The sequence below is a fragment of the Pseudovibrio exalbescens genome (genome assembly GCF_028737195.1).
Taxonomy (GTDB): domain Bacteria; phylum Pseudomonadota; class Alphaproteobacteria; order Rhizobiales; family Stappiaceae; genus Pseudovibrio; species Pseudovibrio zosterae.
The window spans coordinates 313,495-340,052 of record NZ_JAQZAJ010000005.1; the positions used below are offsets into that span (position 1 = coordinate 313,495).

At 54.8% G+C, this 26,558-nt stretch carries 25 protein-coding genes and 1 riboswitch; of the genes, 13 read left to right on the plus strand and 12 right to left on the minus strand.

Annotated elements, in window-relative coordinates; translation table 11 throughout:
* The first annotated feature begins 40 nt into the window (after window positions 1-40).
* From PUV47_RS15580 to PUV47_RS15605, 6 genes are all read left to right on the plus strand, one after another.
* Window positions 41-1,927 (plus strand): tetratricopeptide repeat protein, encoded by a 1,887-nt coding sequence (locus PUV47_RS15580; RefSeq protein ID WP_274219504.1) that lies wholly within the window; start codon window positions 41-43, stop codon window positions 1,925-1,927.
* A gap of 158 nt (window positions 1,928-2,085) precedes the next feature.
* On the plus strand, window positions 2,086-3,531 hold the full coding sequence (locus PUV47_RS15585; RefSeq protein WP_274219505.1) for a sigma-54-dependent transcriptional regulator: 1,446 nt from the start codon (window positions 2,086-2,088) through the stop codon (window positions 3,529-3,531).
* A 122-nt stretch (window positions 3,532-3,653) separates the two neighbouring features.
* Window positions 3,654-4,229 (plus strand): hypothetical protein, encoded by a 576-nt coding sequence (locus PUV47_RS15590; protein ID WP_274219506.1) that lies wholly within the window; start codon window positions 3,654-3,656, stop codon window positions 4,227-4,229.
* A 325-nt stretch (window positions 4,230-4,554) separates the two neighbouring features.
* Complete coding sequence (groES, locus tag PUV47_RS15595; protein ID WP_274219586.1) at window positions 4,555-4,842, plus strand: co-chaperone GroES; 288 nt, start codon at window positions 4,555-4,557, stop codon at window positions 4,840-4,842.
* A 65-nt stretch (window positions 4,843-4,907) separates the two neighbouring features.
* A complete protein-coding gene (gene groL / locus PUV47_RS15600; RefSeq protein WP_274219507.1) occupies window positions 4,908-6,554 on the plus strand; it encodes a chaperonin GroEL in 1,647 nt (548 codons plus the stop codon).
* Window positions 6,555-6,962: 408 nt separating this feature from the next.
* Entirely contained in the window at window positions 6,963-7,619 is a 657-nt protein-coding gene (locus PUV47_RS15605; RefSeq protein WP_274219508.1) for an NAD(P)H-binding protein, read from the plus strand.
* Between the two features lie 31 nt (window positions 7,620-7,650).
* Here PUV47_RS15605 and PUV47_RS15610 read toward each other — a convergent pair whose 3' ends face one another.
* The gene (locus PUV47_RS15610; protein ID WP_274219509.1) at window positions 7,651-8,703 is read right to left on the minus strand and encodes a hypothetical protein; all 1,053 of its coding nucleotides are present in this window, start codon (window positions 8,701-8,703) and stop codon (window positions 7,651-7,653) included.
* Between the two features lie 160 nt (window positions 8,704-8,863).
* On the opposite strand from PUV47_RS15610, the gene msrA reads away from it, so the two are divergent.
* A complete protein-coding gene (msrA, locus tag PUV47_RS15615) occupies window positions 8,864-9,478 on the plus strand; it encodes a peptide-methionine (S)-S-oxide reductase MsrA (RefSeq protein WP_274219510.1) in 615 nt (204 codons plus the stop codon).
* Here msrA and PUV47_RS15620 read toward each other — a convergent pair.
* Window positions 9,471-10,373: a LysR family transcriptional regulator gene (locus PUV47_RS15620; protein ID WP_274219511.1), complete on the minus strand. Its 903-nt coding sequence runs from the start codon at window positions 10,371-10,373 to the stop codon at window positions 9,471-9,473. The genes msrA and PUV47_RS15620 overlap by 8 nt on opposite strands.
* A gap of 97 nt (window positions 10,374-10,470) precedes the next feature.
* On the opposite strand from PUV47_RS15620, the gene PUV47_RS15625 reads away from it, so the two are divergent.
* Complete coding sequence (locus tag PUV47_RS15625; RefSeq protein ID WP_274219512.1) at window positions 10,471-11,472, plus strand: NADP-dependent oxidoreductase; 1,002 nt, start codon at window positions 10,471-10,473, stop codon at window positions 11,470-11,472.
* A 366-nt stretch (window positions 11,473-11,838) separates the two neighbouring features.
* A riboswitch (SAM-I-IV-variant riboswitch) is annotated at window positions 11,839-11,964 on the plus strand.
* A gap of 46 nt (window positions 11,965-12,010) precedes the next feature.
* Entirely contained in the window at window positions 12,011-12,382 is a 372-nt protein-coding gene (locus PUV47_RS15630; RefSeq protein WP_274219513.1) for a hypothetical protein, read from the plus strand.
* A gap of 41 nt (window positions 12,383-12,423) precedes the next feature.
* Here the strand turns inward: PUV47_RS15630 and PUV47_RS15635 are convergent, their stop codons facing one another.
* The 6 genes from PUV47_RS15635 to PUV47_RS15660 form a co-directional block, all read right to left on the minus strand.
* Window positions 12,424-12,849 carry an acyl-CoA thioesterase gene (locus PUV47_RS15635; protein ID WP_274219514.1) on the minus strand — a complete coding sequence of 142 codons (426 nt, stop codon included), beginning with the start codon at window positions 12,847-12,849 and terminating at the stop codon, window positions 12,424-12,426.
* Window positions 12,850-12,901: 52 nt separating this feature from the next.
* Window positions 12,902-13,333: a hypothetical protein gene (locus PUV47_RS15640; RefSeq protein ID WP_274219515.1), complete on the minus strand. Its 432-nt coding sequence runs from the start codon at window positions 13,331-13,333 to the stop codon at window positions 12,902-12,904.
* A gap of 89 nt (window positions 13,334-13,422) precedes the next feature.
* The gene (locus PUV47_RS15645; RefSeq protein ID WP_274219516.1) at window positions 13,423-14,112 is read right to left on the minus strand and encodes a Crp/Fnr family transcriptional regulator; all 690 of its coding nucleotides are present in this window, start codon (window positions 14,110-14,112) and stop codon (window positions 13,423-13,425) included.
* Between the two features lie 271 nt (window positions 14,113-14,383).
* Window positions 14,384-15,172 carry a ChbG/HpnK family deacetylase gene (locus tag PUV47_RS15650; RefSeq protein WP_274219517.1) on the minus strand — a complete coding sequence of 263 codons (789 nt, stop codon included), beginning with the start codon at window positions 15,170-15,172 and terminating at the stop codon, window positions 14,384-14,386.
* Window positions 15,173-15,257: 85 nt separating this feature from the next.
* Window positions 15,258-16,763, minus strand: a complete 1,506-nt coding sequence (locus tag PUV47_RS15655; RefSeq protein ID WP_274219518.1) for a glycosyltransferase family 39 protein — start codon at window positions 16,761-16,763, stop codon at window positions 15,258-15,260.
* A 30-nt stretch (window positions 16,764-16,793) separates the two neighbouring features.
* Entirely contained in the window at window positions 16,794-17,924 is a 1,131-nt protein-coding gene (locus PUV47_RS15660) for a glycosyltransferase (protein ID WP_274219587.1), read from the minus strand.
* A 248-nt stretch (window positions 17,925-18,172) separates the two neighbouring features.
* On the opposite strand from PUV47_RS15660, the gene hisS reads away from it, so the two are divergent.
* The 3 genes from hisS to hisG are packed head-to-tail and all read left to right on the plus strand — an operon-like array spanning window position 18,173 to window position 21,790.
* Entirely contained in the window at window positions 18,173-19,693 is a 1,521-nt protein-coding gene (gene hisS, locus PUV47_RS15665) for a histidine--tRNA ligase (protein ID WP_274219519.1), read from the plus strand.
* Window positions 19,694-19,697: 4 nt separating this feature from the next.
* A complete protein-coding gene (locus tag PUV47_RS15670) occupies window positions 19,698-20,804 on the plus strand; it encodes an ATP phosphoribosyltransferase regulatory subunit (RefSeq protein WP_274219520.1) in 1,107 nt (368 codons plus the stop codon).
* Between the two features lie 14 nt (window positions 20,805-20,818).
* Entirely contained in the window at window positions 20,819-21,790 is a 972-nt protein-coding gene (gene hisG / locus PUV47_RS15675; RefSeq protein WP_274219521.1) for an ATP phosphoribosyltransferase, read from the plus strand.
* A gap of 96 nt (window positions 21,791-21,886) precedes the next feature.
* Here the strand turns inward: hisG and PUV47_RS15680 are convergent, their stop codons facing one another.
* Both PUV47_RS15680 and PUV47_RS15685 read right to left on the minus strand, forming a co-directional pair.
* Complete coding sequence (locus PUV47_RS15680; RefSeq protein WP_274219522.1) at window positions 21,887-22,531, minus strand: DNA-3-methyladenine glycosylase I; 645 nt, start codon at window positions 22,529-22,531, stop codon at window positions 21,887-21,889.
* 106 nt (window positions 22,532-22,637) lie between these two features.
* Entirely contained in the window at window positions 22,638-23,369 is a 732-nt protein-coding gene (locus PUV47_RS15685) for a protein phosphatase CheZ (protein WP_274219523.1), read from the minus strand.
* 394 nt (window positions 23,370-23,763) lie between these two features.
* Between PUV47_RS15685 and PUV47_RS15690 the strand changes: the two genes are divergently transcribed.
* Window positions 23,764-24,465 carry a L,D-transpeptidase gene (locus PUV47_RS15690; RefSeq protein WP_274219524.1) on the plus strand — a complete coding sequence of 234 codons (702 nt, stop codon included), beginning with the start codon at window positions 23,764-23,766 and terminating at the stop codon, window positions 24,463-24,465.
* A 30-nt stretch (window positions 24,466-24,495) separates the two neighbouring features.
* Here the strand turns inward: PUV47_RS15690 and PUV47_RS15695 are convergent, their stop codons facing one another.
* Both PUV47_RS15695 and glcF read right to left on the minus strand, forming a co-directional pair.
* Complete coding sequence (locus PUV47_RS15695; RefSeq protein WP_274219525.1) at window positions 24,496-25,062, minus strand: hypothetical protein; 567 nt, start codon at window positions 25,060-25,062, stop codon at window positions 24,496-24,498.
* 186 nt (window positions 25,063-25,248) lie between these two features.
* A complete protein-coding gene (gene glcF / locus PUV47_RS15700; protein WP_274219526.1) occupies window positions 25,249-26,556 on the minus strand; it encodes a glycolate oxidase subunit GlcF in 1,308 nt (435 codons plus the stop codon).
* Between the last annotated feature and the right edge of the window lie 2 nt (window positions 26,557-26,558).

The following is a 26,558-nucleotide window of genomic DNA, read 5'->3' on the forward strand; positions in this document are numbered from 1 at the left end:
CTACATCATGCAAATATAAGAATGAAAACAGGCCACTTGTATGGACCAAACTAATGGTTTTGCGGAATTAAATGAGTTACCGCATGGGCAGAGTGCCGATGCGAAGCCCGCTGAACCTGCGGAAATCTTGGAAAAAGAAATTCGCGATGCTTTAGAGCGCATTCTTGGCAGTGATGAATTCAACTCAGTTAGTCAACTTCGTCAGTTTCTCCGATTTATTGTTGAGGCCAAACTGGGTGGCGAAGGTCACCTGATCAAAGGCTACACGATTGCGACCACAGCTTTGGGGCGCCCTTCCTCGTTCAATCCGGCAAACGATCCGATCGTCCGAGTGGAAGCATCCCGGCTTCGAAAACGGCTTGAGGAATACTACAATGGCAGTGGGCGCAATGATCCCATTCACATCGCCATGCCGGTTGGAACGTATTCGCCCCTGTTCACGAGGCGTGATGACCCCGCGCCCAGTCAGACACACGAAGTCCAGCAAGCGGTGCATTCGCCCGTGTCCAACTTGCCCGGAGGCGGCGGCCACGACACGGTCGCCTATCTTTTGGGCAAGCAGCAAAAACTCTACAAGCAACGGCTGGCTCTAAGTATCGGCTTGTCCATGCTGGTGCTGATGTTGCTGGTTGTAGCTGCGGTTCTCAGCAAGCCCGGCCAGGCGTTGTTCAGCTATCTTTACGGCGAAAGCCACGAAACCATTGTTTTCACGCCGGGCGCGATCTCCATGCCCAGCCTTTTTGTTGATCAAATTGCTTCCGGCTCAACGCGCACCGAAATGGTTCAGTCCGCTCAAGAGATCAAAGGCCTGCTAAAGTCTACAGTTCAACGGATGCCGATGGCAAAAGAAGCCTTTTCCGCAGAAGAGGAAGGAGCGCAGATTATCTCCGGTGCCATCTACTATGCGCATAACGGGACCACGGCATTTTCGTTTCGCGTAGATGAGCCAGAAAGCAGCATCCCGTTTATCCGTCGGCGGTTCAACTCGAAGGGCTCCATAGCGATATCACCGTGGCAAACGCGCGCCCAACTTGTGCGCTCTGCAGTGCAGGCCATGATGAGCCCGGACATGTTGCGCCCGCAGGTTAACCGCAACTCCAGCGCCTACAGCCTGACCCCCTATCGCGGGCGCAGCTGCGTTGTTGACGCCGAGTATGTGGTGGCCAACCGGTTTGCATATCCCCATGAGATCCGGGACATTGAAGATTGCCTGACCAAGCTTACGAGAGACCATCCAGACTTTGACCCGGCCCTACTTGCTTCGGCAAACATCTTGCTTTTGCGCGCTATTCTTGAGGGCAGCAGCAGCGGCGAGGAGATAAAACGCGCTGAGATTCTGATCGACCGGATACAGCCAGCAAGCAAGCTCACCTCCCAATACCAGTCAACACAGATGCTACATGCACTTGCTCAAGGCGAACTTGAGGAAGCCCGCGTGCGCGGTCAGAACGCGATGCAGCTCAACCAGTTCGATCCAACAGTGCTTTCCGACTACGGCCAGCAGCTCTTGATCCTTAACGACTGGGAAGAGGCAATTACAGTCCTCAACTCCATCACCACGCCAAACATCACTTACCCAGACCGGTTTGATGCGCTTCTGGCATTGGCATATTACTCTCGAGGGCGCAGCGATGAGGCCTACACAACAGGTCTGCGCTTAAGGCCAGAGAGCTACCCTCTGGCTTGGCTGGTGAAAATTCTTGTGGCAGATGCAAAAGGCGAGGACGACGAAGTGGAGCAGCTCGCAAATGCGCTGCGGGCCACAGAGCCGGAGATTTTTGCGCATCCGCAATGTATCTTGCGACAACAACTCGGCCAAACAGCCTTCACTCAGCAGCTTTATGTTTCACTCAATGAGCTTGGCGTTGGCATTGAACGCAATGGCGGCAGCGACGTTTACGCAAATTGTGCCGCCGCATCCCCCTAGCTTCCTTCATTTTTTCGCTGTATCGGGAGTTTTCAAGCCAAAACAGGAGTCTAGACTTGTTCTGGCAACACTTTGTTTACCCTGTTTTTAGAAACTTAGCCCATGCAATAGGCACCTAATGAATTTCAAATGGCCAAAGCATGGAGGTCCCCCGCGTTATGGGAAGCTACACAAGTGGTATGCATGGGTTTTCCGCATGTGTGCTGGACCAAAACCTCGCCAGTGCCGCGCAAACGGCAAAACTGTTGCAAGGTACGGGGTTCATCGACGAGACGCCGCTCCTGTTTCAAGAAGGCAATGCGCTGATTGATCAGCTGAGCGTTGCCGCCGTTGACGTTGTTCTGGTGGATCTTGAAAAGCTAGGCGGGGAAGAAGCACTCGTGGACATCACGATGGCCTGTCCTGAGGCTATCCTGCTGGCCATGAGCAGCAAGGGCTCCGTGTCCCGTGCACTAGGCTCCATGAGCGCTGGCGCTCACGATTTCATCATCAAGCCGTTTTCGCAAAAGGCGCTTTCCGACAAGCTGGAGGCGCACCTGTCCACCAGGCGGCGACGCAAGTCCGCGCCGGCGAAACGCCCTGCTCCACCGGTTTCCAAGGTACCACAAGTCTCAGAATGTCGTTTTGAGCGCTTTGTTGGCTCCTGTGACACCATGAAAGCGGTCTACGACCAGATTACTAAAATGGCTGGCTCCTCAGCGCCTGTGTTCATTACCGGAGAGTCCGGTACGGGCAAAGAGCTGGCAGCCCAAGCCCTTCACAACCGATCCCCGCGCAGCTCCAAGCCTTTCATCGCCATCAATTGCGCTGCCATTCCTCACGAGCTTATGGAAAGCGAAATTTTCGGCCATGTTCGCGGCGCTTTCACCGGCGCGACTGAAAATCGCCAAGGTGCAGCTGAACTGGCCGATGGCGGCACTCTATTTCTGGATGAAATCGGTGAGCTGGATCTGAAGCTCCAAACCAAGCTGTTGCGCTTCCTGCAAACCGGGACTTATCAGCGCGTTGGAGAAACCTCTCTTCGCAAGGTGGATGTGCGCATTATCTGCGCAACCAACCGCAACCCGCTTGTTGAAGTTCATGAAGGCCGTTTCCGGGAAGATCTGTTCTATCGCCTCCATGTCTTGCCGATCCACCTTCCGCCTCTCCGTGAGCGCCAGGACGATGTGATTGAGCTTGCAAAAACCTTCCTGCTCCGCTCTGCAGGCGAAGAAAACAAGCGCTTTCAAGGCTTCACGGCCGATGCGGAGGCACTGATGCGGGCCTATAACTGGCCGGGGAATGTACGCGAGCTGGAAAACACGATCCGCCAGATTACCGTCATGCACGACAGTCTGGCAGTTACGGCGGACATGCTGCCCGCGCACCTTCGCCCTGCTGAAAAGGTTGGTTTTACGCCGCTGGATGACCCGCTCGACATGCGCAAAACCATATCTGAGCGGTTCAGCTCAGTTGAGCCGCTCTGGTCGCAGGAAAAGCGCATCATTGAAAACGCACTCGCCGTTTTTGAAGGCAACATCGCACAGGCTGCCGCAGCTCTGGAAATCAGCCCTTCAACCATTTATCGCAAAAAACAATCGTGGGCTGAACGTCAGGCCTGTTAACCACCCCTCCCACCTAAGCCCTTCAAATTGTCCTAGGTTATTGTGCTGTCTAGGTTTAAGCGGTATATGCACCGCCCAAGACTATTCAAAACCGACGCCGTTGGTTTTAAGGGGGCTTAGGGATGCCACGCGACCTGGTAGCAAAAAAGAACACTGTGAAGTATGCGGCTGTGCCCGCACTGTTGGCCATGCTTGCCTTGAGTCCGGCTCAAGCTTCCGAGACCGCAGGCACTGAGCCATCTAACAGCTTAGCGAGCGCGCAGCAGGTGTTCCAAAACGCGTGGGACCAATCTCCCCTCAGCTTTACTGAAAAGACCTTTGCAAAGGCCCCGGCGCAAGGATACGGCGATTTTGATCCCGTTGACGCAGCGGTCTTCGATCAGAATGAGCCAATCATCGTTTACGCTGAACCTGTCGGCTACGCATTTCGCGAGGCAGATGGCGCCTATAACATCAACCTTAGCGTTGATTTTGAGCTGCGCAACATGACCGGTCAAATCCTCGCTTCTCAGAAAGATTTCGCGCAACTGCAAAACAGCAGCCGCAAACGGGTACACGAGTTCCAGACGTCACTCCAATTCGGCCTGCAGGGTCTGCAAGAAGGTGACTACACACTCATGGTTCGAATCAACGACCTGAACTCCGACAAAACCGGGTCCTTCGAACTGCCATTCTCCATGAATGGCCCTGTAGAATAACCCAAACCGTCCCCCGTTGAATCTAAGGTGGTGCATCTACGCAATTTTCGTGATGCATCACGGTTTTGTCACGTTTGAAGCGCACATTCCCTCAACCTCGGTGTCCATTCCGGCCCGCGCACTTGCGCGATTATTTTAAAAATTTTCCGGAAGCGTTCTTGACACTGACGTGCCCTAAAACTACATCCGCATTGGCTGTTAGCACTCTGCATGAGGGAGTGCTAATTGCTGCGGAGCTCGCTCCGCGAACTCTCAAAACACAAGTTTCACAGTTGCGTTCCGGCGTTGCCTAAGAGGGACGCCCCGCATGAGAGGAAGAACCAAGATGAAGTTTCGTCCGCTACACGACCGCGTAGTCGTTCGCCGCATCGAGTCTGAAGAAAAGACTGCTGGTGGCATCATCATCCCAGACACCGCTAAGGAAAAGCCTCAGGAAGGCGAGATTCTTGCAGTAGGCCCAGGCGCACGCAAGGATAACGGTGAGCTGATCGCTCTCGACGTTAAGGCTGGTGATCGCGTTCTGTTCGGCAAGTGGTCCGGCACCGAAGTCAAGATCGACGGTGAAGATCTGCTGATCATGAAGGAATCCGACATCATGGGCGTAGTGGCGTAATTCGCCCCCCATTTGTCCGATCCAAATCCTTCAATTTCAACGAATTTTAGAGTGAGACAAGACTGATGGCTGCTAAAGAAGTCAAGTTTGGTTCCGAAGCCCGCGACAAGATGCTCAAGGGCGTAGACATCCTCGCAAACGCTGTAAAGGTAACGCTCGGTCCTAAGGGCCGTAACGTTGTTCTGGACAAGTCCTTCGGCGCACCACGCATCACCAAGGATGGTGTTTCCGTGGCGAAGGAAATCGAACTGGAAGACAAGTTCGAAAACATGGGCGCACAGATGGTGCGTGAAGTTGCTTCCAAGACCAACGACATCGCTGGTGATGGTACAACAACTGCAACCGTTCTGGCTCAGGCAATCGTTAAGGAAGGTGCCAAGGCTGTTGCTGCTGGCATGAATCCAATGGACCTGAAGCGCGGCGTTGATCTGGCTGCTGCTGCAGCTGTTGCAGATCTGGAAGCACGCTCCAAGGCGATCTCCACTTCTGATGAAGTTGCTCAGGTTGGCACCATCTCCGCTAACGGCGACGAGCAGGTTGGTAAAGACATTGCAGAAGCAATGCAGCGCGTTGGCAACGAAGGTGTTATCACCGTAGAAGAAGCCAAGTCTTTGGAAACCGAACTGGAAGTCGTAGAAGGCATGCAGTTCGACCGTGGTTACCTGTCTCCATACTTCGTAACCAACGCTGAAAAGATGATCGCTGACCTGGAAAAGCCACTGATCCTTCTCCATGAGAAGAAGCTTTCCAACCTTCAGCCTCTGCTTCCAATCCTTGAAAGCGCTGTTCAGTCTTCTCGTCCTCTGCTCATCATTGCAGAAGACGTTGAAGGTGAAGCTCTGGCAACTCTGGTTGTCAACAAGCTGCGCGGCGGCCTGAAGATTGCTGCTGTAAAGGCTCCTGGCTTCGGCGACCGCCGCAAGGCAATGCTCGAAGACATCGCGATCCTGACCGGTGGTACCGTGATCTCTGAAGATCTGGGCATCAAGCTGGAAAACGTCACCATCGACATGCTGGGCACTGCGGAGAAGGTAAACATCTCCAAGGAAAACACCACCATCGTTGACGGCGCTGGCGACAAGGGCGACATCGAAGCACGCGTTGCTCAGATCAAGGCTCAGATCGAAGAAACCACTTCCGATTACGACCGCGAAAAGCTGCAGGAGCGTCTTGCAAAGCTTGCTGGCGGTGTTGCAGTTATCCGCGTTGGCGGTGCAACCGAAATCGAAGTTAAGGAGCGCAAGGACCGCATCGACGATGCTCTGAACGCAACCCGCGCAGCGGTTGAAGAAGGCATCGTACCAGGTGGTGGTACCGCTCTTCTGCGTGCGAAGGATGCTGTTGCAAAGCTGCATTCCGACAACGCTGACATTGAAGCTGGTATCAAGATCGTTCTGCGCGCTCTGGAAGCTCCAATCCGTCAGATCGCTGAAAACGCTGGTGTTGAAGGCTCCATCGTAGTTGGCAAGGTTATGGAAAACACCGACGGCAACTTCGGCTTCAATGCTCAGACCGAAGAGTACGTGAACATGGTTGAGGCCGGCATCATCGACCCAACCAAGGTTGTTCGTACAGCTCTGCAGGATGCAGCATCCGTTTCCGGTCTGCTGATCACCACAGAAGCAATGGTTGGCGAACTTCCTAAGAAGGACTCCCCAATGCCTCCAATGGGTGGCGGCGACATGGGCGGCATGGGCGGCATGGGCTTCTAAGGAAGCCTCAGCTCAGCTGACTGATTAAGGGCGTCCCTCGGGGCGCCCTTTTTCGTGGCCCGCCGCCCTGCCTTTGCAGGTTTGACTTGTCCAAGGACAAGATCAGGGGGCGGCATGGGCTTCTAAGGAAGTCTCAGCTCAGCTGACTGATTAAGGGCGTCCCTCGGGGCGCCCTTTTTCGTGGCTTGCCGCCATGCCTTTGAAGGCGCGACTGGTCCAAGGACAAGATCAGGGGGCGGCATGGGCTTCTAAGGAAGCCTCAGCTCGCTGATTTAGGGCGTCCCTCGGGGCGCCCTTTTTCGTGGGTCGCAGGCCATACTTTTTCGTTGCAGGAACCCAGCCTAAACCCCAAGTTTAGAACAGACATCCTCACCCGCCGTTGAGATGCCCCTTTATGAAGGAGCCGATATGACTGAGAGAACCGCCATTGTGTTTGGCGCAAGTGGATTGATTGGCTCAAACCTGGTGCGCCATTTGTTGGCAAATGAGAGCTACCACAAGGTAACGGTGCTTGTGCGCCGCTCCCTTGGCATCGAACATTCCAAGCTGGACGAACATCTCGTAGATTTTGCCGATACAAATGCTCTAAATGCGCTCATCAGGGGCGATGACGCGTTTTCATGCCTTGGCACCACCCACAAGAAGGCAGGCTCACGGGAAGCGTTTCAGGCCGTTGACTTCACCTTGGTCCATACCTTGGCACAGATTGCGCACGGCAATAGGGTGACGCACTTACTCCTGGTGTCTTCTCTCGGCGCAAACCCGGGAAGCCCTAGCGCTTATCTACGTACCAAAGGGGAAGTTGAGCAGGCGGTCGCCGACCTTGGATTTCCGCGGACAAGCATTTTTCGGCCCTCGATTCTGATCGGGGAGCGCAATGAGTACCGCCTGAAGGAGAGCCTTGCGGCAGCGATCTTGAGCCCTTTGAGCTTGTTCCTCTTAGGCCCGCTCAAACGCTACCGCCCGATTGCGGCAGAACAAGTCGCCAAAGCGATGATCGAAGTCGCAGCGCACCCGGCTGAGGGCCTTGCGATCTATCAAAACGAGGAAATTGCCGCTCTTTAACCTAGTGGTTTGGGGGCAACCCTGATTACCGTCAGTTGTTCACAAAACCTCCGATCAGCGAACAAATGTACTGTCGCTGTGTCGTTGACATGGTCGCTGTGTCAATATTGCGGTTATAGCTTGGGTAGTAGCGGAACATGCTTAAGGGGAAGGTTTGGGACCCAGGTACAATTTCCGTTCTCGATACCTGCCCGTTATTGGCATAGAGCGAGTGAAACTGCTGGTACTGTCCCAACCGAAACAGGTTGTTCCAAATCTCTGTGCCCGTGATGTTACCCGTGCCCGCTGGATCAGCCTGTGCAATGTAGTAGGCACGCAGCTTCTCCGGATCAATCAAGGAATGGCCTGAGTGCACATTAGCGCTGTCGGTGGGAATGAGGTTTAAACTGTTCGCGTACTGATCCCCTACACCTTGAGCTTGCGCCACATCTCCCCCCTGAATCGAGAAATCCATCAGTTCCATGGGTCGATAGAGTTTGTTTGCGCTGGAACCCATAAGGCCGCTCTCCCAACCAGAATGCTTATGCGCCCAGAACGTGCCTGCCAAAGTCCCTTCGTTCACATAGACCGTTCGAGTTGCCCCGGTCACGTTCTTCGCTGCGTTGGCTTCCTGCAACTCCTGCGTGGACATTTGGGTTGAGGATGTTTGTAGGGCAGCAATCGCTGCTATGAAATCAGTCTGCGAGACACCGAGCTTTATAAAAACATAATACTTGCTCTTGTAGATGCTCCCCGTCACCTGCTCCAGATTGGTGCTTAAAGCATTGCGAGGATTCTCCATCTGCAAACCAGCAACTGCAAAATACATACGCGTACCGCCGTTAGTGGGACAGAAGCCATGCTCATGTAAAGGGCGCAAACGCATTGAGTAGTTTGACACGGTCGGGTTGGCAGCAAAATAGATGCTGGGCAACTGACCGTCCTCAAATTCCAGATTGTAGCGAAACTGGCTGACATACGCCTGCGGTTGAAGCCGGATGGTGCCGAAGCCAATGTTGTTTACATTGATGATCTGGAGGCTTGCATTGTTTTGCACTGGCATCCCATCACTCTCCTTCTTCTCGCGAGATGAAAAATCTCGCATCAGGACGTCTCACAGTATGGGCGTTGACGTTTCTCGCCCGAAGTTGTGAGAACCTCGGCCCAGTTGCGAGCGTCACCCATTTGTGAACCGAGGTGTTTAGGCGGTCGTACCCCCAGCGAGTAGTATCCAGTTCATCTTCATCAAGTAATGGGAGCTTGCCTTGAACTTTCGCCGCGCTGTCACTTTTTCCTTGATCGCCGCATCTTTTTTTGCCGCCTCGCCAGCAAGCGCCGCTTCGCAAACCGCCATTTTCGCTGGCGGATGCTTCTGGTGTGTTGAATCAGACTTTGACAAGCTGCCGGGCGTTTTGGACACGACGTCGGGTTACATCGGCGGCTCCGTGCAGAACCCAACTTACCAGCAGGTTACCGCGGGTGGGACAGGGCACCGGGAGGCGGTGCGGATCACCTACGACCCGGAAAGGGTGAGCTACGACACACTGTTGGACGTGTTCTGGCACAGCGTTGACCCGACAGATGCAGGAGGGCAGTTCTGTGACCGTGGCTTCAGCTATTCCACTGCCATCTACGCCACAAGCGCAGAACAATTGCGCGCAGCCCAAGCTTCCAAGCAGGCCCTTAACGCCTCCGGCAAAGCAGAGGGGCAAATCGTAACCCCGATTGAACGCGCCGCGATGTTTTATCCCGCAGAGGACTATCATCAGGACTACTACAAAAAGAGCCCGATAAAGTACAAATTTTACCGCTTCCGCTGTGGACGTGATCAGCGTGTCAACCAGCTTTGGGGTGACGAGGCCTACAAACACATCAACTAGGCTTGGTGTGCGCGGCCTCCCCTTTGAGAAAATCCAGAAAGGCCCGGATTTTGGGCGGCATGAACCGCCGTTCCTGATAAACCGCGTATACAGCGCTGTTGTCACTCTCGTAAGGTGAAAATCGGTAGGATGTGAGAAGCGGGACAAGGCGGCCCGACGCCACATCCTCCGACACCATCCACGTTGGCAGCGCGGAAATGCCGCCCGCATTTCTGACGACCTGATGAATGGAGGCTGGCGTGTTCAGCTCGATGCGCTGCGGTAGAACCAAATCCATGTCCTTTTGACCAAGCACGCGGAAGTTCGACCACCTGGGGTAGGCAAGCCAGACGCCATGGAGCTTTGCCAAATCAGCCAGCGTTTGTGGCGTCCCGTGCCGCTCCAAATAGTCCGGCGACGCCACCAAAAGAAACTCATTTTCCAAAATTCGCAGTGCGATCAAGCCACTGTCGGTAAGAACGCCAATGCGAATGGCAAGATCAACCCCTTCTGAACTCAGGTCTATGACGCGATCGTCAAACTGAAGCGCTAGCTGCACATGGGGAAAGGCCTCCATGAATTTCGGCAGGCGCGCGGCAAGCCAATATTCGCCAAAAGCACGGGTGCAGCTGATGGTCAGTTCACCTGTTGGGGCTGTTTGCAGCCCGTTGACCGCTTCTCTTGCACGCCTCTCCTCCTCCAAGATCCGCTTGGCAAACGGCAGGAACAAGCCACCTGCCTCAGTCAACGTGATGCGTTTGCGTGATCGGTTGAAAAAGCGCGCGCCCAGCTCCTCTTCCAGTGCCGTGACATGACGCGTCACCGACGACACTTGCATGTTCAACGTTGTGGCCGTTGCCGAGAAGCTGCCAAGCTCTGCGGCCTTGATGAAACAGAGTAACCGGGTAGATTTCACTTTTGCACTTTCTGCAAATTTAGCTTTCCAAATCGACTATAGAGATAACTTTTTGCAAATGGCAATGTGTATGCAGATACACCTATAGGAGGCATAGATGCAAAACCAACGCATTCTCTTGGCTGCACGCCCAATCGGCGACATTAAGCCAACGGACTTTGAAGCTCGCACCGAAACGCTGGAGGCGCTGGAAGAGGGCAAGGCCCGCATTCGTGTTGTTTACCTCTCTCTTGATCCGGCAATGCGCGGCTGGATGAGTGCGGATGAAAACAGCTATGTGCCGCCAATTCCGCTTGGCAGCACCATGCGCGGCATTGCCACTGGCATCGTGGCGCAGAGCAAGACCGACAAGCTGAAGGAAGGCGACTGGGTTTCAGGCTTTCTGGGGTGGACACAGTATGCTGATGTAGCACCGGAGGAAGTGAACGTGCTTCCACAGGCCGTTCCGATGGATGCCTATATGGGCGTTTTGGGGCTCGCCGGTGCCACAGCCTACTGTGGCTACAAGGAGATTCTGGAGCCTCAGGCGGGCCAGACCCTATGCGTTACCGGGGCGGCCGGCTCGGTAGGCTCTCTGGTGGGGCAGATGGCAAAAGCCGACGGCCTGAAGGTTATCGGCATTGCAGGCAGCGAAGAGAAGTGTAAATGGCTGACGGACGAGCTCGGCTTTGATGCGGCGCTGAACTACAAGACCGACAACCTGATGAAGGGCATTCACGACTTTGCCCCAGACGGTCTGGACATCCATTTTGAAAACGTCGGCGGCGCTCCGTTTCAGGCGGCGCTCTACAACATGAAGGCCCACGGCAAGATCGCGCTTTGTGGATTGATTTCGACCTACAATTCCACAGAGGCACCCGCTGGTCCTGAGCTAAGCGCTATGATCAAGAAAAGGCTTACCATGAAAGGCTTTGTAATGACTGATCACTGGCATCGCTTTGGGGAAATCCTGGGTAAAGTCGGTGAGTATCTTGGGAAAGGTCAGTTGAAATACCGCCTTGATGTGGTGGAAGGTCTGGAGAACGCCCCAACTGCCATCAACAAACTGTTTGACGGCAGCAACAAGGGAAAGCTCACCATAAAGGTTAGCGAGCTGTAAGGCTTGGCCGAGTAAGAACGATCCAGGCGGTTCTGCAGGACCGCCTTTTATGTTTGCCTGCGACTTGGCTCTGAATAGGGGCGACAGCTCTATCCGGCACCCGCTTTCGCGCTGTCTGGAACCGTCTTGCCGCAAAGGCCCGATTGCAGTGCGCAACGCGTATCTATGAAGAACTCTTGGGGAAGAACCACAAAACCTGCGGAGAGAGGCGGCTTCAACCGGCCAATGCCCCTAAGTTGCCCAGTTTTAACGAGACTCTGACGTTTGGCTGCTAAAGTCGCCTGAGATGGCACTGACGCTATACACAGACCATAGAAAACCGCCGACGCGAGGTCTTGATTTATTCAAGTTCCAGTGGCATACCGAATGCATCATCAAGAGAAGGGCTGGCGCCCTCGCCAACCTGCCTTACCGGGCAAGGTGGTTTCCGCAATCGGGATGCGGCTGAAACTTGAAGGCAACTTCGAGAGATCGGCAACAAAGCGGTACTGAAATGGAATTTGCGCCAGTCCTCCTCGGGAAACCGATGGAGGATTATTTGTTAGATCTTACAGGACAGCCCCACTCCCAGTGGCAAACTCGCATTCACGACCATGTGCCGTCTGCACTGCGTGAAGCGGTGGCGCATCTTTGCGGTGAGTTCACAGCCGCCTATCTGCTCGATTGCCTTGTGCTGCACAAGGGCATCGTAAGCCGCCTTCCCAAACCAGCCGAGAACGATGCAATCCCTCTCCTGTCAGCAGAGGAACGCGCTGAGCGCTATGGCACCTTGGTCAATCTGTGGAGCAAGGGATGCTCGACCGTGATCGATGAGGGATTGTTCGCGGAGACAGTGCTGCGCCGACCGCGTGAGTATGACGCCCTGCGAAGCAAATTTCGTCGCAAGCCACTCAGCCTGCCCGCCCTCTAAGCGCGCAGGCTCTTCCGTTTATAGCCCAACCGCCGTTCAAACTAGTCCGGAAAGGCTTTGCGCTGTTCTTCGCTGATCTCGCGCGGACGTCCCTCGTCATCCACTGCCACAAAGGTGAACTTGGCGCGTGTCACGCGTTCGCGAAGGCCAAAGCGGTGGCGCAAGGCCCAGGCTTCGATGTTCAGCTCCATTGAGCTACGGCCTACCTTGGTCACCTCAGTGTAGACACATAAAACGTCACCAACTTTTACTGGTCGGATGAAGGTCATGCTGTCGATGGCAACTGTAACAACGCGGCCCTGTGCAAACTGTCCTGCACAAATACCCCCGGCAATATCCATCTGAGACACAACCCAGCCGCCGAAAATGTCGCCGGAGGCATTGGTGTCTGCTGGCATTGCCATCGTGCGCGTGGTCAACTCGCCCACCGGCAGCTCGACCTCTGCTTGTTTAGCAGCATCTGTCATTCGATCAGTATTCCTCTCATTCCAGCAGCGTTGGTCTGGATGATACCGACCGTTAAGCTGCCATCGTCCGTGGAGTACCGAACATAGCTTGACTGAGGCTATCTGCAACAGTGTCTGCAACCTTGACCACAGCCGCTTGAGCCGGCAGGGGAATGGTCTTGGCGCATGCCGTGCGGAACAAAGCCTTGTACTGATCCAGATCATCCTGCTGGAACAAATGCGCCTTGTTTGAAAACAGATATGCGGGCCGGCCAGTGTAGCTCTGGCAGCGTAACAGCGCCGTCTTCCAGAACTGGGTCATCCGATAGACATGGTCTGACCAGTCGCCACCAGATACCTCAGCAAGTCTTTCCTTTAGGGAAGAGTGATCTTCTAAAAGCTCTACCAGAGAAGAAACCAGAGCGTTGACGTGTTCATGCTCCAAAGAAGCGTGAACCGGGCTACGTTCCGCCAACGGGCGGATGTCGTAGAGTTCAGTGTGCATAGCGATTACTCACTTTGATTTTGTTTGTAGCAACAACAGGTACTACTATAGTACTATTATTGTGCGCTGCGTCATAGCAGTTTCACTTATCAAAGTTTGGCTTGTGCCCGTAACACACCTAGTTTTTCCAGAGCATAGTAACCAGAGAGCCTGCTTATTGTGCCTTCTCTCTTCCAGCTGTTCAGAACTCGGGAAACGTTTTCGCGAGCGCCGCCTGCCATATTCGCGATTTCTGCCTGGCTAAGCTTATAATGTATAAGGATTCTGTCATCGCCAAGGTCCTTGCCGAAGGTTTCAGCAAGCTGCAACAAAGTCTGCGCCACCCGACCGGTCAGCGGCAGAAATGAGCGTGCTGCCAGCGCATCATTTGAGTTCCGGAGGCGACCTGCGACAATTGATAGCATATGTCGATAAACGACCGGATTGTCGTCCGCGAACCGATAGAAGGCATTTTTCGAGATAAATCCAAGCCGGCAGTTTTTCAGCGCCGTGACCGTCGCGGAGCGTGGACGATCATCAAGAAGGGCGACCTCACCGACCACACTGCCCGGACCCAGAACCGCAAGCAACTGCTCACTGCCGTCAACAGACAGCACCGACACTTTGACCGTACCCTCAATAAGTGCGTAACACCCGTTGCCAGGATCCCCTGCCTCAAAAAGCACGGTGCCTGACTTGACGTTCATCGGCTGCACAATCTTTGAGAGCTCTTCGGAGAAAGCGTCTGGTAGAACAGAAAGATCAGGCTCCTGTTTCAGAAGCTCTATGAATTCTTGCATGTCACACTGTGTCCTATGTCGCCCTGCAAAAGGACTACCGTCAACTGCGAAGAACGCGAGAATTGCCCAAGTCTACGATTGCCTGTCGGTTATACCCAAACATGTGGCGAAATTTGGTAGATTGCACATCTGTGACGGCTGTCACTGCATCAGCCGGATATTGTTTATTTCAGCTATGCTAGTCAACCCAAGCCGTCTGTTTTTTGTCGGGCTTCGCTTCACAAACACATGAATGCCGCACAGCAACCTGCCCCTCTGATAAATAGCCCAATTAAAACAAGAAGATATCTTTTTCGTTGAGCAAGTAAGGAAACTCTTCGCTGCTTAAGAAGCGCAGTTGGCGCTCGCGGGCATTTTCATCTTTGATCGCTTTCTTGTCGCCCTTGTTCTCGGAGTAAGCCGGCTGACAAAAAACCATTGAGTGGTCAAAGGGAACGTCCAGCCCATGCCAGAAAAACTCGCGCAGATCGGTTTCGTCTCCGTCAACTGGCACAGTTGGTCCAGAGAAAATAGTCTCCAGCCCGGCTTTCTTGGCGGCCCGATGGAAACGTGAATTCTTGTCATGATCCCCTGCTGGCCCCACCAGAGCGGGCTTTGGCACTTTCATCAAGGATGCAACGTTGAGCACACGCTGCGCAACGGCGCTGAAGGCCATCAAATCCTCATCAAGCGCGATGAATGCGGGCGCACGGAGGTAGATTTGTTGAAACAGCTCAATTTGGGCAGCGATCTCTGCTTCCAAGATCTCATCGGGCAACAGATTTAATGGTGCCCGCATATAGTACCAGAGTTTTGAGGGGAACTGAGCGCCGAAGGCACTTTCTCCCATCGGCGTGAGAGGAGCTGCGCCTTTCGACAGCCGAATGGTGACACCGACCTTGGTGTTTTGCTCGGCCCAAGAGACAACATCACGCAGCTGATAGAACTCTTTTTGCCACAAGTCGCCTGTCACAACGCATCCTACTGCGGACAAGCGGCCTGCGATGATCAGATCACAGATCGCCCGATCCACACCGAAGCTTGTACCAAACTCCAAGCTGGTGAGCAGTATGCGTTTCATGGGGCCCCGCCTTTGCGGACTCACCTTGTCCGAGCATTTCAATTAAAACGCACGGAGGAGATAACGCAAGGTGATAGCTCCCATATCACTCGTTTTTGAGGGGTGGCGGCACAAAACCACCAGTATCCTCAGGATGTTCGAGAAGATAAATGCGGATTCCCTCTATGCGAGCACTGCCCGTTTTGCGGGGTATCTCGGTGAGTCGCTCCACTTTCTCGAAATATTTCTCCAGCTCCGATGAACGATCCCGGCGCTCCTCTACGACATAGAGCAGGCGCTCGCCCTTGGGCTCTTGTAGGCCCTCAGGGATCATTGCATAGCGCAAGCGCTCGTTGAACTGATAGACGCCAAGTCCGGAGCGTTTCAGAGCGTTGCTCAATTGCCCCGTCATACCGTAGCTGGACGTGATTACCCATTCAGCATCTGATGCAAGGGCCAGTTCTTCTACTGCCGCGCCAATCTCCTGCCAACCGCGCAACTGGTGCGTTGGGTCTTTTCGACCCAAACCATCATAGAGCGGATAGAGGGCGTGGATGTACACCAGGAATGCAGCGATGAAGCCGAGCCCCAGCGCACCGAACGCCAGCTTTTCATGCCATGCTGCGCGCTTGGCGGAAGCACGCGCTATGGCAAAGGCGGCAAACAACGCAAAGGTTGGGTATAGGGGCGCTGGCCAATTGCCTTGGACGCGCGAATGAAAAGAGTGAAGCGTCAGGTAGACGAGGAACGGAAGAATTGTGAGCAGCAAGAGGCTGCCCACACTGTCTTTTCGCATAAACCCTTTGAACAGAGGCACCGCGCCCGCAACAGCCAGAATGAAAATCAGCGGGTTTAAAAGACCAGCAACCGCACCAACGTACTCACCGATATACTTCAGGGTGTACTCTCGCGCGACGACCCGGCCAAACTGCTTGGTGAAGGAGATCCATTCGTGGTTAGCGTTCCAGATCAACACGGGAGAAAAGACAAGAACAGCCAGCGCGCCTCCAGCCCAGAGCTGCCATGTGAGGAAGTGGCGCCGGTTTTGAGGAACCCAGAGCAGCCACAGCACGATACCCACGCCGAGAAAGAGTACGGAGTATTTGGAGAGCAGTCCGAAGCCCGCACATACACCGACAACAAGCCACCAGTATGGGTTTTGCGAGTGGTGGAGTTCAGCCAGCGCCCACAACGCCATGCCCCAGAACAACACGGAAGGGGCATCTGGTGTAGAGATCAGCGAGCCCACTCCGACCAGAATGCTGGCGTTGAGAAGCAAGACCGACCATCCGGCAACGCGTTCATCGAAGAGCAGAACTGCAGTGCGCCAAAGAAAAACGGACCCGATAGCCGCACTCAAGATGCTGATCAGCCGCACACCAAGGGCGGTGTCGCCCACGAGGGATTGCCCCAGCCAAATCCACCAGCCGACCATGGGCGGGTGATCATAATAGCCAAGAGCAGGGTATAGCCCCCAGAGCCGATAATAGGCCTCATCTTCTACAAGGCCGATGTTCATGCCCGTTGCAAGGCGGGCGACACTCAGAGCGGCAACAACCAACATCAGGTTGAATGGTTGCAGATACCAAGGCAAAGGCGTGCGTTCAGTCACCCGGTCATCCCCCAAAACGATACGGTGGTTTTAACTCTGGCGCCAAGTGAGCGTTTTGCTTGCCACGTAGTTCCACACAGCCCCCATAAGCGCACCGGCGGCCCCCGCCAGCCACCACAATGGCTGTTGAGCGTAGATCAGCTCCGCGACACCCACATTGGCGAGAACGCCGAAGCTACAGACAAGATAGAAGGTCAATAGCCCCCTGAACCATGCTGCGCCCTTGAGCCGGCGGTCTCGATAGGTCAGGCGATTATTGAGAAAGAAGTTGGAGGTCATGGCCACGAAAGTGGCCACAAGCTGGGCTGCGCTGAACTCTGCGATCTGTGTCGCAAGCAGTGTTTTTAGAACGATAAGGTGAACGATAACACCGGTTGCACCAACAAAAGAGAACATGAGGAAGCGGATGGACAGACGATCATGGAACAACTTGGCCATAAGCAGGCCGAGATAGTCCATGGTCACCAGCGTATCCAGCTTGCTCTCTCCATGAAGGCGCTCTCTGAAAACAAATGGGAGTTCCTTGATGCGAAGCGACCCATTGGAGGTGGCCACGATATCCAACATGATCTTGAAGCCCTGAGAAGACAGCGAAGGGACCAACTCCTCAAAAGCCTCACGGCGCAGCATGAAGAACCCACTCATGGGATCAGAGAGTTCAACTTTCAGGAAACGGCGGGCCAGTGAGTTGGCAAGATTTGATCCCCATTCACGGAATGCCGACAGACCGTCGCCAACCTCCCCGCCTTCCACATGGCGAGAGGCAATCACAATATCATGCTGGTCGCTTCGAAGCTCTTCGAGCATACGCGGCAGCAGCGTCTCATCGTGTTGAAGGTCGGCATCCATGACCGCCACAAACTTGGCTGAAGAGGCAAGCATGCCCTCAATGCAAGCGCCTGACAGGCCACGACGGCCAACGCGCCTGATCACTCGCATTCGGCTGTCTTGCTGACCGATCTTCTTGGCAACTTCCGCGCTTCCATCTGGGGAATTGTCATCAACAACAATTACTTCCCAAGCAACGCCCTTCAGGCACTGCTTCAGCGCCTCAAAAACGAGTGGAATGTTCTTGCTCTCATTATATGTGGGAAGAACAATGGACACCTCAGCAATGGCATTATGACCAGTGAGGTTGCTGGAAGTCGCTTCTGCGGTCAGGGTCGAGCCGGACACGTGAATTCTCCAGTTGGAAATCGTCAGGTTCTCAGCGGAACGCGGAGCACTTGTTGGGCGGGACGTTAGCTGTAAATATCGATAATGCAAGCACTGTTTAATAAAATCACTCGGGATTCCAGCGCGCTCTTGCCTTGCCCTTGATACCTGTATGGTCTAGGAGACATTTAACGAGTGGCTTTACAGTCGCCGCCTAAAACAGTCCGCACAGTTCCTAGGGATGAGTAACCCTCATGGCAAAGAAAAAGAGTGCAAAGCTAAAGGCAAGATTGCCCCGCGGCTTTGTGGACCGGGGGCCTGCTGAGCTTCTGGCAATGGATCGCATGCTCAAGGTCATCAAGGAGACCTATGAGCTCTACGGTTTTGAACCTGTTGAAACCCCACAGTTCGAATATACGGATGCGCTTGGAAAATTCCTGCCTGATCAGGACCGCCCGAACGCAGGCGTTTTCTCGCTGCAGGATGACGATGAGCAATGGATGAGCCTGCGGTATGACCTGACCGCGCCCCTCGCCCGTCATGTGGCTGAAAACTTTGACCATCTTCCAAAGCCATATCGCAGCTACCGCGCTGGATATGTATTCCGCAATGAAAAGCCGGGGCCGGGCCGCTTCCGCCAGTTCATGCAGTTTGACGCGGACACCATCGGCGCGCCCTCCGTTTCTGCGGACGCGGAAATCTGCATGATGGCTTCCGATACAATGGAACGCCTGGGGATCGCGCGGGGCGATTACATCATTCGCGTCAACAACCGCAAGGTGCTTGATGGTGTGATGGAAGTTATCGGCCTTGCTGGTGACGAACATGCAGAGCGCCGTCTGACGGTTCTGCGCGCCGTCGACAAACTCGACCGACTTGGCGTCCAAGGCGTTCGCTTGCTGCTCGGTGAAGGCCGCAAAGATGAGAGCGGCGACTTTACCAAGGGCGCAGGCCTTGATGAGAAAGCGGCAGATGTTGTGCTGGCGTTTGTGGAGGCAGGTGCCGATACGGCCTCTGGCACAATCGACAACCTGCGCAAGCTGATTGCAGACAGCGCCGTTGGCGCAGAAGGCGTTGAAGAACTGGCCACGATGGCAGCTCTATTCGATGCCTCTGGCTACTCTGATGGCCGTGTTCTGATCGACCCTTCCGTGGTTCGCGGTCTCGAATACTACACAGGTCCGGTCTATGAAGCGGAGCTGACTTTCGAGGTGAAAGACGAAAAGGGCAATCCGGTCCGCTTTGGTTCCGTTGGTGGCGGCGGCCGGTATGATGGCCTGGTCTCTCGCTTCATGAGCCAGCCTGTACCTTCCACCGGCTTCTCCGTCGGTGTTTCCCGCCTGATGGCTGCGCTCAAGGTGCTGGGCAAGCTGGGTGACGAGCAAATCGTGGGCCCAGTTGTTGTATGCGTCATGGATCGCGATACGGAAAGTCTCGCCCACTATATGCGCATGGTGCAGGAGCTGCGGGACGCAGGCATTCGTGCCGAAATGTTCCAAGGCAACCCCAAGCAGTTCGGCAAGCAGCTGCAGTATGCAGACAAACGCAACTCCCCTTGCGCCATCATCCAAGGCTCTCAGGAGCGCGAAACCGGCGAAGTTCAGATCAAGGATCTGATCGAAGGCAAGCGTCTTTCTGAAGAAATTGAAGACAACAAGACCTGGCGGGAGAGCCGTCCGGCACAGTTCGCTGTTAAGACGGAAAACCTGGTCGAGGAAGTCCTGAAGCTTTTGAAGTCTCAGGAAGAAGACCGACAAAAAGAACGCGAGAGCTGAGCACATGACTTCGGGCGACGCACGCATCACGGCATTGAGCCGACTGTTCACATCGACAGGCTATGAGGAGGTGTCCCCTCCTCTGTTGCAGCCTGCTGAAACGTTCCTTGATCTGGTCGGCGAAGACCTGCGTCGACGCCTGTTCCTCACACATGGTGAGGATGGTCATGAACTATGTTTGCGGCCCGATTTCACCATACCCGTTGCACGACATTACCTGCAGAGCGGAGCGTCAGATCGCGTTGCCGCCTACTCCTATGCCGGTCCGGTGTTCCGTCAGCGCGCTGGCACAAGCGGTGAAACCTTGCAAGCAGGGGTGGAGTCCATTGGCCGCACCGATGAAGAGCAGGCTGACGCGGACATGCTGAGCCTCGCTCTGGAAGCAGCAGAGCTTCTGAATGCGGAAGACTACCGGGTGCGCATTGGTGATGAGGGTCTGTTTGTCGCGGTTCTTAAAGCACTCGAAATTCCAACGGTTTGGCAACGCCGATTGCGAGATGTGTTTGGCACCCGCCCAAGCCTTGATGCGGTGATCGAACGCATGACGGGCGATGAAACCGCGCCTGAAGGCAAGCTTGGCCTGCTGGCCGCCATGGAAGGACAGGATCCGGAAGCGGCTGTGGCCGTGGTGGAAGATCTGCTCTCCATCGCAGGCGTTGCTGCTGTTGGGGGGCGCACGGCTCACGAAATCGCCGAGCGTTTCATGGAACAGGCCGCGCTCCGTTCTGGGTCCGGTGTCGACAAGGATGCGCTCGGACGCCTGAAGGCCTATCTCGACATCTCCGGCCCACCGCCGGACCGCGCTGTTGAAACGCTGCATGCCTTCTCTCGGGAAACTGGCTTGGAACTTGATGCCTCCATTCAGCGGCTCGCGAAACGTACGGACCTGATGGCCGAGCGTGGCATTGATATCTCCCAGCTGGAGTATTCCGGCGATTTCGGTCGTCGGCTTGACTACTACACCGGCTTCGTCTTCGAAATGCACGCCAAGCGCACCGCACATCTTGGCCAGTTCATGGGCGGAGGCCGCTATGACAAGCTGGTGGAGTTGCTCGGCGCGCCAAAGCCGGTGCCAGCGGTTGGCTTCACCACCTGGCTGGATCGCATCTGAGAGAGGGCAAATCGATGAGTGAGAATTTGATCGTTGCACTGCCCTCCAAAGGGCGGCTTCAAGAAAAGACAGAGGCCTTTTTCGCCAAAGCAGGCCTGAAAATCGAACGTCCGGGCGGTGAACGCAACTACCGGGGGAACATCAAAGGCATCGACGGTCTCGAGATCGCTTTCCTTTCCGCCTCCGAAATTGCGCGTGAGATCGCCGCTGGGACCGTGCACTTTGGCATTACCGGGACAGATCTTGTTCGCGAGAACATCGACCGCCCGGAAGAAAAAACGCATATCGTCACACCGCTTGGCTTCGGCCATGCTGATGTTGTGATCGCCGTGCCAAAAGCATGGATTGATGTAACGACCATCGCCGATTTGGCAGATGTGGCGTCTGACTTCCGCGCCCGCCACGGTTCCCGCATGCGCATTGCAACCAAGTATGTGAACATCACGCGGCAGTTTTTTGCCAGCCACGGCATTCTGGATTACCGGATTGTCGAGAGTGCAGGCGCAACGGAAGGGGCTCCGGCTGCAGGCTCAGCCGAGATGATCGTGGACATTACCTCCACTGGCTCAACGTTGGAGGCAAATGCGCTGAAGGTGCCCGAGGACGGCGTGATGATGCAGTCACAGGCCCACCTTGTTGCGTCTCTGACAGCGCGTTGGTCTTCGCAAAACCTTGAGGTTGCCCGGCAGGTCCTTGACCAAATCGCCGCACAAGATGAAGCGCAGAAGCTCAAGGAAGTACGCTGCACCGTGAAAGATGCAGAAAGCGTTGCCAAGCAAGCCGTTGAGAAGTTCGGCTGCAGCGCTCCTTTTGAAAGCGCGAAGGATGCCGTTCTTACCCTACATTGCCCGTCAAAGGCTGTGGCCGAGGTGGCTGGCTGGCTGCGTGCCAAGGGTGCGCCATTGGTCAGCGTTGCTGGGCTGGATTATGTCTTTACCACCGAAAATCCGCTGTTCGACCCACTTAAAAAGCGGGTCTCCAGTTAGCTGCGGACCTTCATCTGAGGTCGAGGTTTAGTTGGATACCAGTAGAAGCCGCCTCGGGGCGGCTTTTGCTTGAGCGATAGCTGGAGCGCAGCGTCATTATGGGCGCTCGGCTGCAGACCGCGCCGCCTCAACCACTTCACGAAAGGCACACCCTTCCACATGGTCATTGACCATGCCCATGGCCTGCATGAACGCATAAACGGTGGTCGGGCCTACGAAGCTCCAGCCACGCTTTTTCAAGTCCTTGGACAGCTTTGTGGAGGTGACTGTCTTGCCGAGTGCTGAGAGGGCTTCATAGTCAGCTTTTTCAGGCCGCTCATCGGCACCGGGCTCCCATGACCAGAAGTACTTGGCCAGCGAACCAAATTCTTCCCGCAGCTCCAGAGCACGCTTGGCGTTATTGATGGTGGAGTTGATCTTGCCGCGATGGCGGACGATCCCCGCATCGTGAACGAGACGCTCGACATCGTTTTCATCGAACAGGGCAACTTTCTCAAAGTCGAAGGCAGCGAATGCAGAGCGAAAGTTCTCCCGCTTTCTTAGGATCGTGATCCACGAGAGACCTGACTGGAATCCTTCGAGACAAATCTTCTCAAAAAGGCGTTGATCGTTGAAGACAGGCCGCCCCCACTCCTTGTCGTGGTAGTCCTTGTAAAATGGATCGCCCCCATGCCACCAGCAGGTGCACACACCATCTTCACCGCGCAGCAATCCCTTCGGTGCCTCTTCAATCTCAGACATCCTCTTGCTCCCCCGCCTTTTGTTCATTTTTTGTTCTAACACAAAAAGGAAAGGCTTCAACAACAATGAGCATCTCATCCCTGTTGAAGCCTCAAATCGTGCTTAATTAAGCAAACAGTGCGTCGATATCGTCCTGAGAGACAACACCTTCTTCGCCATCCAAAGATGGACCATGAAGCAGGGCCTCATTTTCATCCTTTGGCGGCTCTTCCGGCACCTCAACATCCTTGAAGCTCTCCAGCCCACCCCAGATTTCCATCATACGGATGATGCGCTCTTCCACGAAGGAGAGCGTTGCCACCACCTTGGTGATGCGCTGGCCGGTGAGATCCTGAAAGTTACAGGCCTCGAAAATGGTGATCACTCGTTCCTGAATGTCATTCACCATCCCCTGATGCTCGTCAGGAATGAAACCTCCCAACGTCGCAGCAATTTCATCAATGTGTTCCGCAGAACCCAGAATTTGCTCGGTCGCCCCTTCAGTGCCCCGCACGATAGCGTCGAGCTCATTGGCTACGTGGCTGCGGGCTGGCTCGTTTTGAGCCGCTTTGCGATGCAACGCCGCGATTTCGGTTTTCGTCTTCGCAATCGCATCGTGGATGGCATCCAGCTCCACCTTCAACTTCGCGGCTTCGCCAAGTTCTTGACGAAGTGCACTCGTGAGGTGTTCAGAGATGGTGCCCGCATCCGGCTGCGGCTGAATTAACGTCTTCAGTTCAGCCAGCTCACGCATGACTTCGCGGTGCCGCAAAGTATCGCCTACACCAATGTCAGCGTCATCGCCCATGCTGCGATCGAAATGGGCTTCAGCGCGATACGCCCGTCTTGCAACTACCATTCCCACTCCAGACTTCCCTTCAGTCTCAGCAATAGCGCTTAGTGCACCACACTTTTTCCGAGGATATCTTTGGCCTACAACTCAATCGAGTCGCCCCAGGACCACCAAAACCTCGAATCACACCAGTTTTCTGAAGGCTAATCAGCGCCCCCTTAAGAATTGATTTCTTCACGGAGGGACCGCCGATTTGCCTGTTGATGCGCACAAGAATTACGCCTCAATTGCGCACTTCATATAACATGGAGCTAAACTATTCAATAAAGGCTAAACTATTAATAGTTTACCTCTTATTTACCATGGCTAAATATCTGCGGAGATATACTTGCGCTCTTAACCCATGGTTTCTAGTTGGCGTTTAGCTTATGGGTAGTTGCTGCAGCTTTGGGGAACACTGATGATCCGCTTTGGACAAATCTGTTTGGCGTTTTCTGCGGGTTTTACCGCGCTGACATTGGGGTTTTCAGCTCATGCTGAGTTCACACCGCGCGCTTCTGCTCCGCCACCAGTTCTAAGCCCAAACCTATCTGATCCGTGGGTCATGCAAATCGCGCCACAGAGCAATCGCGTTTTCAACCAGAGGCAGCGCCAAATCGTTGCGACCCCGCCGCCGACGCAGCAGCGAAGCTTTGCGCAACCGCAGCGCCGCCAAATTCCCTCTAAGTATCTGCCAACGACGGTTAACTATACCGGAAATTACAAGCCGGGAACGATCATCATCGATACGAACGCCCGTTACCTCTACCATGTGTTGCCGAACAAAAAAGCGCGCCGCTATGGGGTTGGCGTTGGTCGTCCAGGCTTCGAATGGGCTGGAACACACAAGGTGACACGGAAAGCGGAGTGGCCAGACTGGCGGCCGCCGGAGTCCATGCTGCAGCGCCGCCCTGATCTGCCCCGTTTTGTTCCCGGCGGCCCTAAGAACCCACTGGGTGCGCGCGCGCTTTACCTAGGCTCAACCCTCTACCGAATCCATGGGTCAAACGAACCTTGGACCATCGGTCAGGCCGTTTCTTCCGGCTGCATCCGCATGCGCAATGAAGATGTCATGGAGCTCTACACCCAGATACCGGTCGGCGCGACTGTCATCGTTCAGTAGATTAACTGCGGGATGGCAAGAGACGCTGCTTCAAACAAAGTTCAGCGTCTCATGTATCGTCAGGTGTTTGCGGAACACCTCAGCCCATTGGCGTTTATCTCCGGTCCATTCGCTTGAATCTGGCTCAAGGATGTGCAGGTGGTCATACTCCACATCCACGACCTTTTCCTCGTGTGACACCACAAGCAGGTCGTAGTCTTTAGCAAAAAAGGCGCGCAGGCTCGCTTTCAGCTCTTCAAGATGTCGCTGCTCGAAATGAAACGGGCCAAGTTCCGTTTCTTCCGCGACCTCATCCAGATTGTTCTGAGAGTTTGAAAGCACGAACAGCAGATGCTGCGCGTTCCGCAATTCCAGAAAACGTTTCTTTAAATAGCTGAACCGGGAGGTCTCGTTCTCAAAGTACCGATCGACGTCTGCGATGCCATCTTCACCGCGAAAATGATGAAAGAAGCGAATGCCATACGGGTGCCAGGTTGGGTGGCCGGGCCCCTCTTCAATCTGCTCTCGGGTAAAGAGCGGAAAGCCATCGTCGAGCAACTTTGCCAGACCTTCCGGCGGCGTGATCAAGCCGTCAAAAAAGTGGGATACGTGCTGCACGGGCTCGCCAATGAGGCTCGAAATCAGCTCGACGTGTGTTCTTATCTGTCGTGCGCTTTGGCATGAAATGCCTAAACTGACAACGGCAGTGTTTTGTCCGGCAGCTGACATGATGGGCGCCTTGTTATCCGAATAAACACGATTGTTATTCGTTTAAAGTTAGTGCGCGCTACCCAGAACCACAAGTCAGGCCTCCAGTCCTTCGGGTGCTGGACCTCCATAAATCCAGTCCAACAACTCGACGGTGTGAACGACCGGAACGCCTGCCTTAACGCCAAGTTGAGTGATGCAGCCAATATTACCGGTCGCAATAAGGTCTGGATCTGTGCGTGCAATATTTGCCAGCTTGCGATCTCGCAGTTTCACGGCGATTTCTGGCTGCAGAATGTTGTAGGTCCCCGCAGAGCCACAGCACAAATGCCCTTCTGGTACATCCTGGACCGTGAACCCAGCGGCTCTGAGCAGATCCTTTGGTTCTCGGGTTATTTTCTGGCCATGTTGCATTGAGCATGCGGAGTGGTAGGCAACAGTCAGCGCAGGCTGTCGCTCTGGCGGGCCAAGCTCCTTGTCTTTGAGAAACTCAGTAATGTCCTTGGCAGCTGCAGACACCCGGTCTGCTTTGGCACGATACGCCGGATCTTCTCGAAGCATAAATCCGTAGTCCTTGATGGTGGTGCCGCACCCTGACGCTGTAATGATGATCGCATCCAGCCCATCGCCGTCCATCTCGCCTATCCATGCGTCCACGTTGCGGCGCGCATTTTCTAGGGATGCCTGTTCCTTGCCCATGTGATGCACCAATGCCCCGCAGCACACCTCATTTTTGGGGAACACAATGTCGTATCCCATGCGCGTGAGCAGCCGCACGGTGGCATCGTTGATGGAAGGCTTTAGCACCGGCTGCGCGCAGCCTTGCAAAATCGCCACACGCCCCCTTCTGACGGTGGTGGCAGGGACTTTCTCTGCACCAGCAAACGCTGAAGGCTTCGGCGCTTTCGAGGGAGCCAAAGACAACATGGCCGCAAGGCGGAGGAACGGTCCGCCTAGCTTGCTGAACAGTCCACCCAGCGGCTTCATGTAGGAGGCAGCAATCAACGCCCAGCGAAAGCGGCTTGGAAAAGGCAGAATCAGCGCCAGAATTGCCCGCAACAACCGGTCGTGAAACGGACGCTTGTAGGTTTTTTCGATGTGCATCCGCGCATGATCGACCAGATGCATGTAATGAACACCCGAGGGACACGTGGTCATGCACGCCAGACAAGACAGGCACCGGTCAATGTGCTTGACCACTTTCGTATCCGCTGGGCGATCGTTCTCCAGCATGTCTTTGATGAGATAAATTCGTCCGCGCGGACTGTCCAACTCATCCCCCAGCAAGGTGAAGGTGGGACAGGTTGCGGTGCAAAATCCGCAGTGAACGCATTTGCGCAAGATCTTCTCAGATTCCGCTAGATGAGGGTCTTGCAGCTGCTCGGGGGTAAAGTTGGTTTGCATGA

Excerpts from the sequence above, each read along its gene's own strand:
- PUV47_RS15635 (WP_274219514.1), bottom strand. The coding sequence starts at position 12,849 with ATGACAGATGCTGCTAAACAAGCAGAGGTCGAGCTGCCGGTGGGCGAG.
- PUV47_RS15585 (WP_274219505.1), top strand. The coding sequence starts at position 2,086 with ATGGGAAGCTACACAAGTGGTATGCATGGGTTTTCCGCATGTGTGCTG.
- PUV47_RS15605 (WP_274219508.1), top strand. The coding sequence starts at position 6,963 with ATGACTGAGAGAACCGCCATTGTGTTTGGCGCAAGTGGATTGATTGGC.
- PUV47_RS15580 (WP_274219504.1), top strand. The coding sequence starts at position 41 with ATGGACCAAACTAATGGTTTTGCGGAATTAAATGAGTTACCGCATGGG.
- PUV47_RS15670 (WP_274219520.1), top strand. The coding sequence starts at position 19,698 with ATGACTTCGGGCGACGCACGCATCACGGCATTGAGCCGACTGTTCACA.
- groES (WP_274219586.1), top strand. The coding sequence starts at position 4,555 with ATGAAGTTTCGTCCGCTACACGACCGCGTAGTCGTTCGCCGCATCGAG.
- PUV47_RS15640 (WP_274219515.1), bottom strand. The coding sequence starts at position 13,333 with ATGCACACTGAACTCTACGACATCCGCCCGTTGGCGGAACGTAGCCCG.
- glcF (WP_274219526.1), bottom strand. The coding sequence starts at position 26,556 with ATGCAAACCAACTTTACCCCCGAGCAGCTGCAAGACCCTCATCTAGCG.
- PUV47_RS15650 (WP_274219517.1), bottom strand. The coding sequence starts at position 15,172 with ATGAAACGCATACTGCTCACCAGCTTGGAGTTTGGTACAAGCTTCGGT.
- PUV47_RS15685 (WP_274219523.1), bottom strand. The coding sequence starts at position 23,369 with ATGGTAGTTGCAAGACGGGCGTATCGCGCTGAAGCCCATTTCGATCGC.
- PUV47_RS15625 (WP_274219512.1), top strand. The coding sequence starts at position 10,471 with ATGCAAAACCAACGCATTCTCTTGGCTGCACGCCCAATCGGCGACATT.
- groL (WP_274219507.1), top strand. The coding sequence starts at position 4,908 with ATGGCTGCTAAAGAAGTCAAGTTTGGTTCCGAAGCCCGCGACAAGATG.
- hisG (WP_274219521.1), top strand. The coding sequence starts at position 20,819 with ATGAGTGAGAATTTGATCGTTGCACTGCCCTCCAAAGGGCGGCTTCAA.
- PUV47_RS15645 (WP_274219516.1), bottom strand. The coding sequence starts at position 14,112 with ATGCAAGAATTCATAGAGCTTCTGAAACAGGAGCCTGATCTTTCTGTT.
- hisS (WP_274219519.1), top strand. The coding sequence starts at position 18,173 with ATGGCAAAGAAAAAGAGTGCAAAGCTAAAGGCAAGATTGCCCCGCGGC.
- PUV47_RS15610 (WP_274219509.1), bottom strand. The coding sequence starts at position 8,703 with ATGCGAGATTTTTCATCTCGCGAGAAGAAGGAGAGTGATGGGATGCCA.
- PUV47_RS15590 (WP_274219506.1), top strand. The coding sequence starts at position 3,654 with ATGCCACGCGACCTGGTAGCAAAAAAGAACACTGTGAAGTATGCGGCT.
- PUV47_RS15680 (WP_274219522.1), bottom strand. The coding sequence starts at position 22,531 with ATGTCTGAGATTGAAGAGGCACCGAAGGGATTGCTGCGCGGTGAAGAT.
- PUV47_RS15690 (WP_274219524.1), top strand. The coding sequence starts at position 23,764 with ATGATCCGCTTTGGACAAATCTGTTTGGCGTTTTCTGCGGGTTTTACC.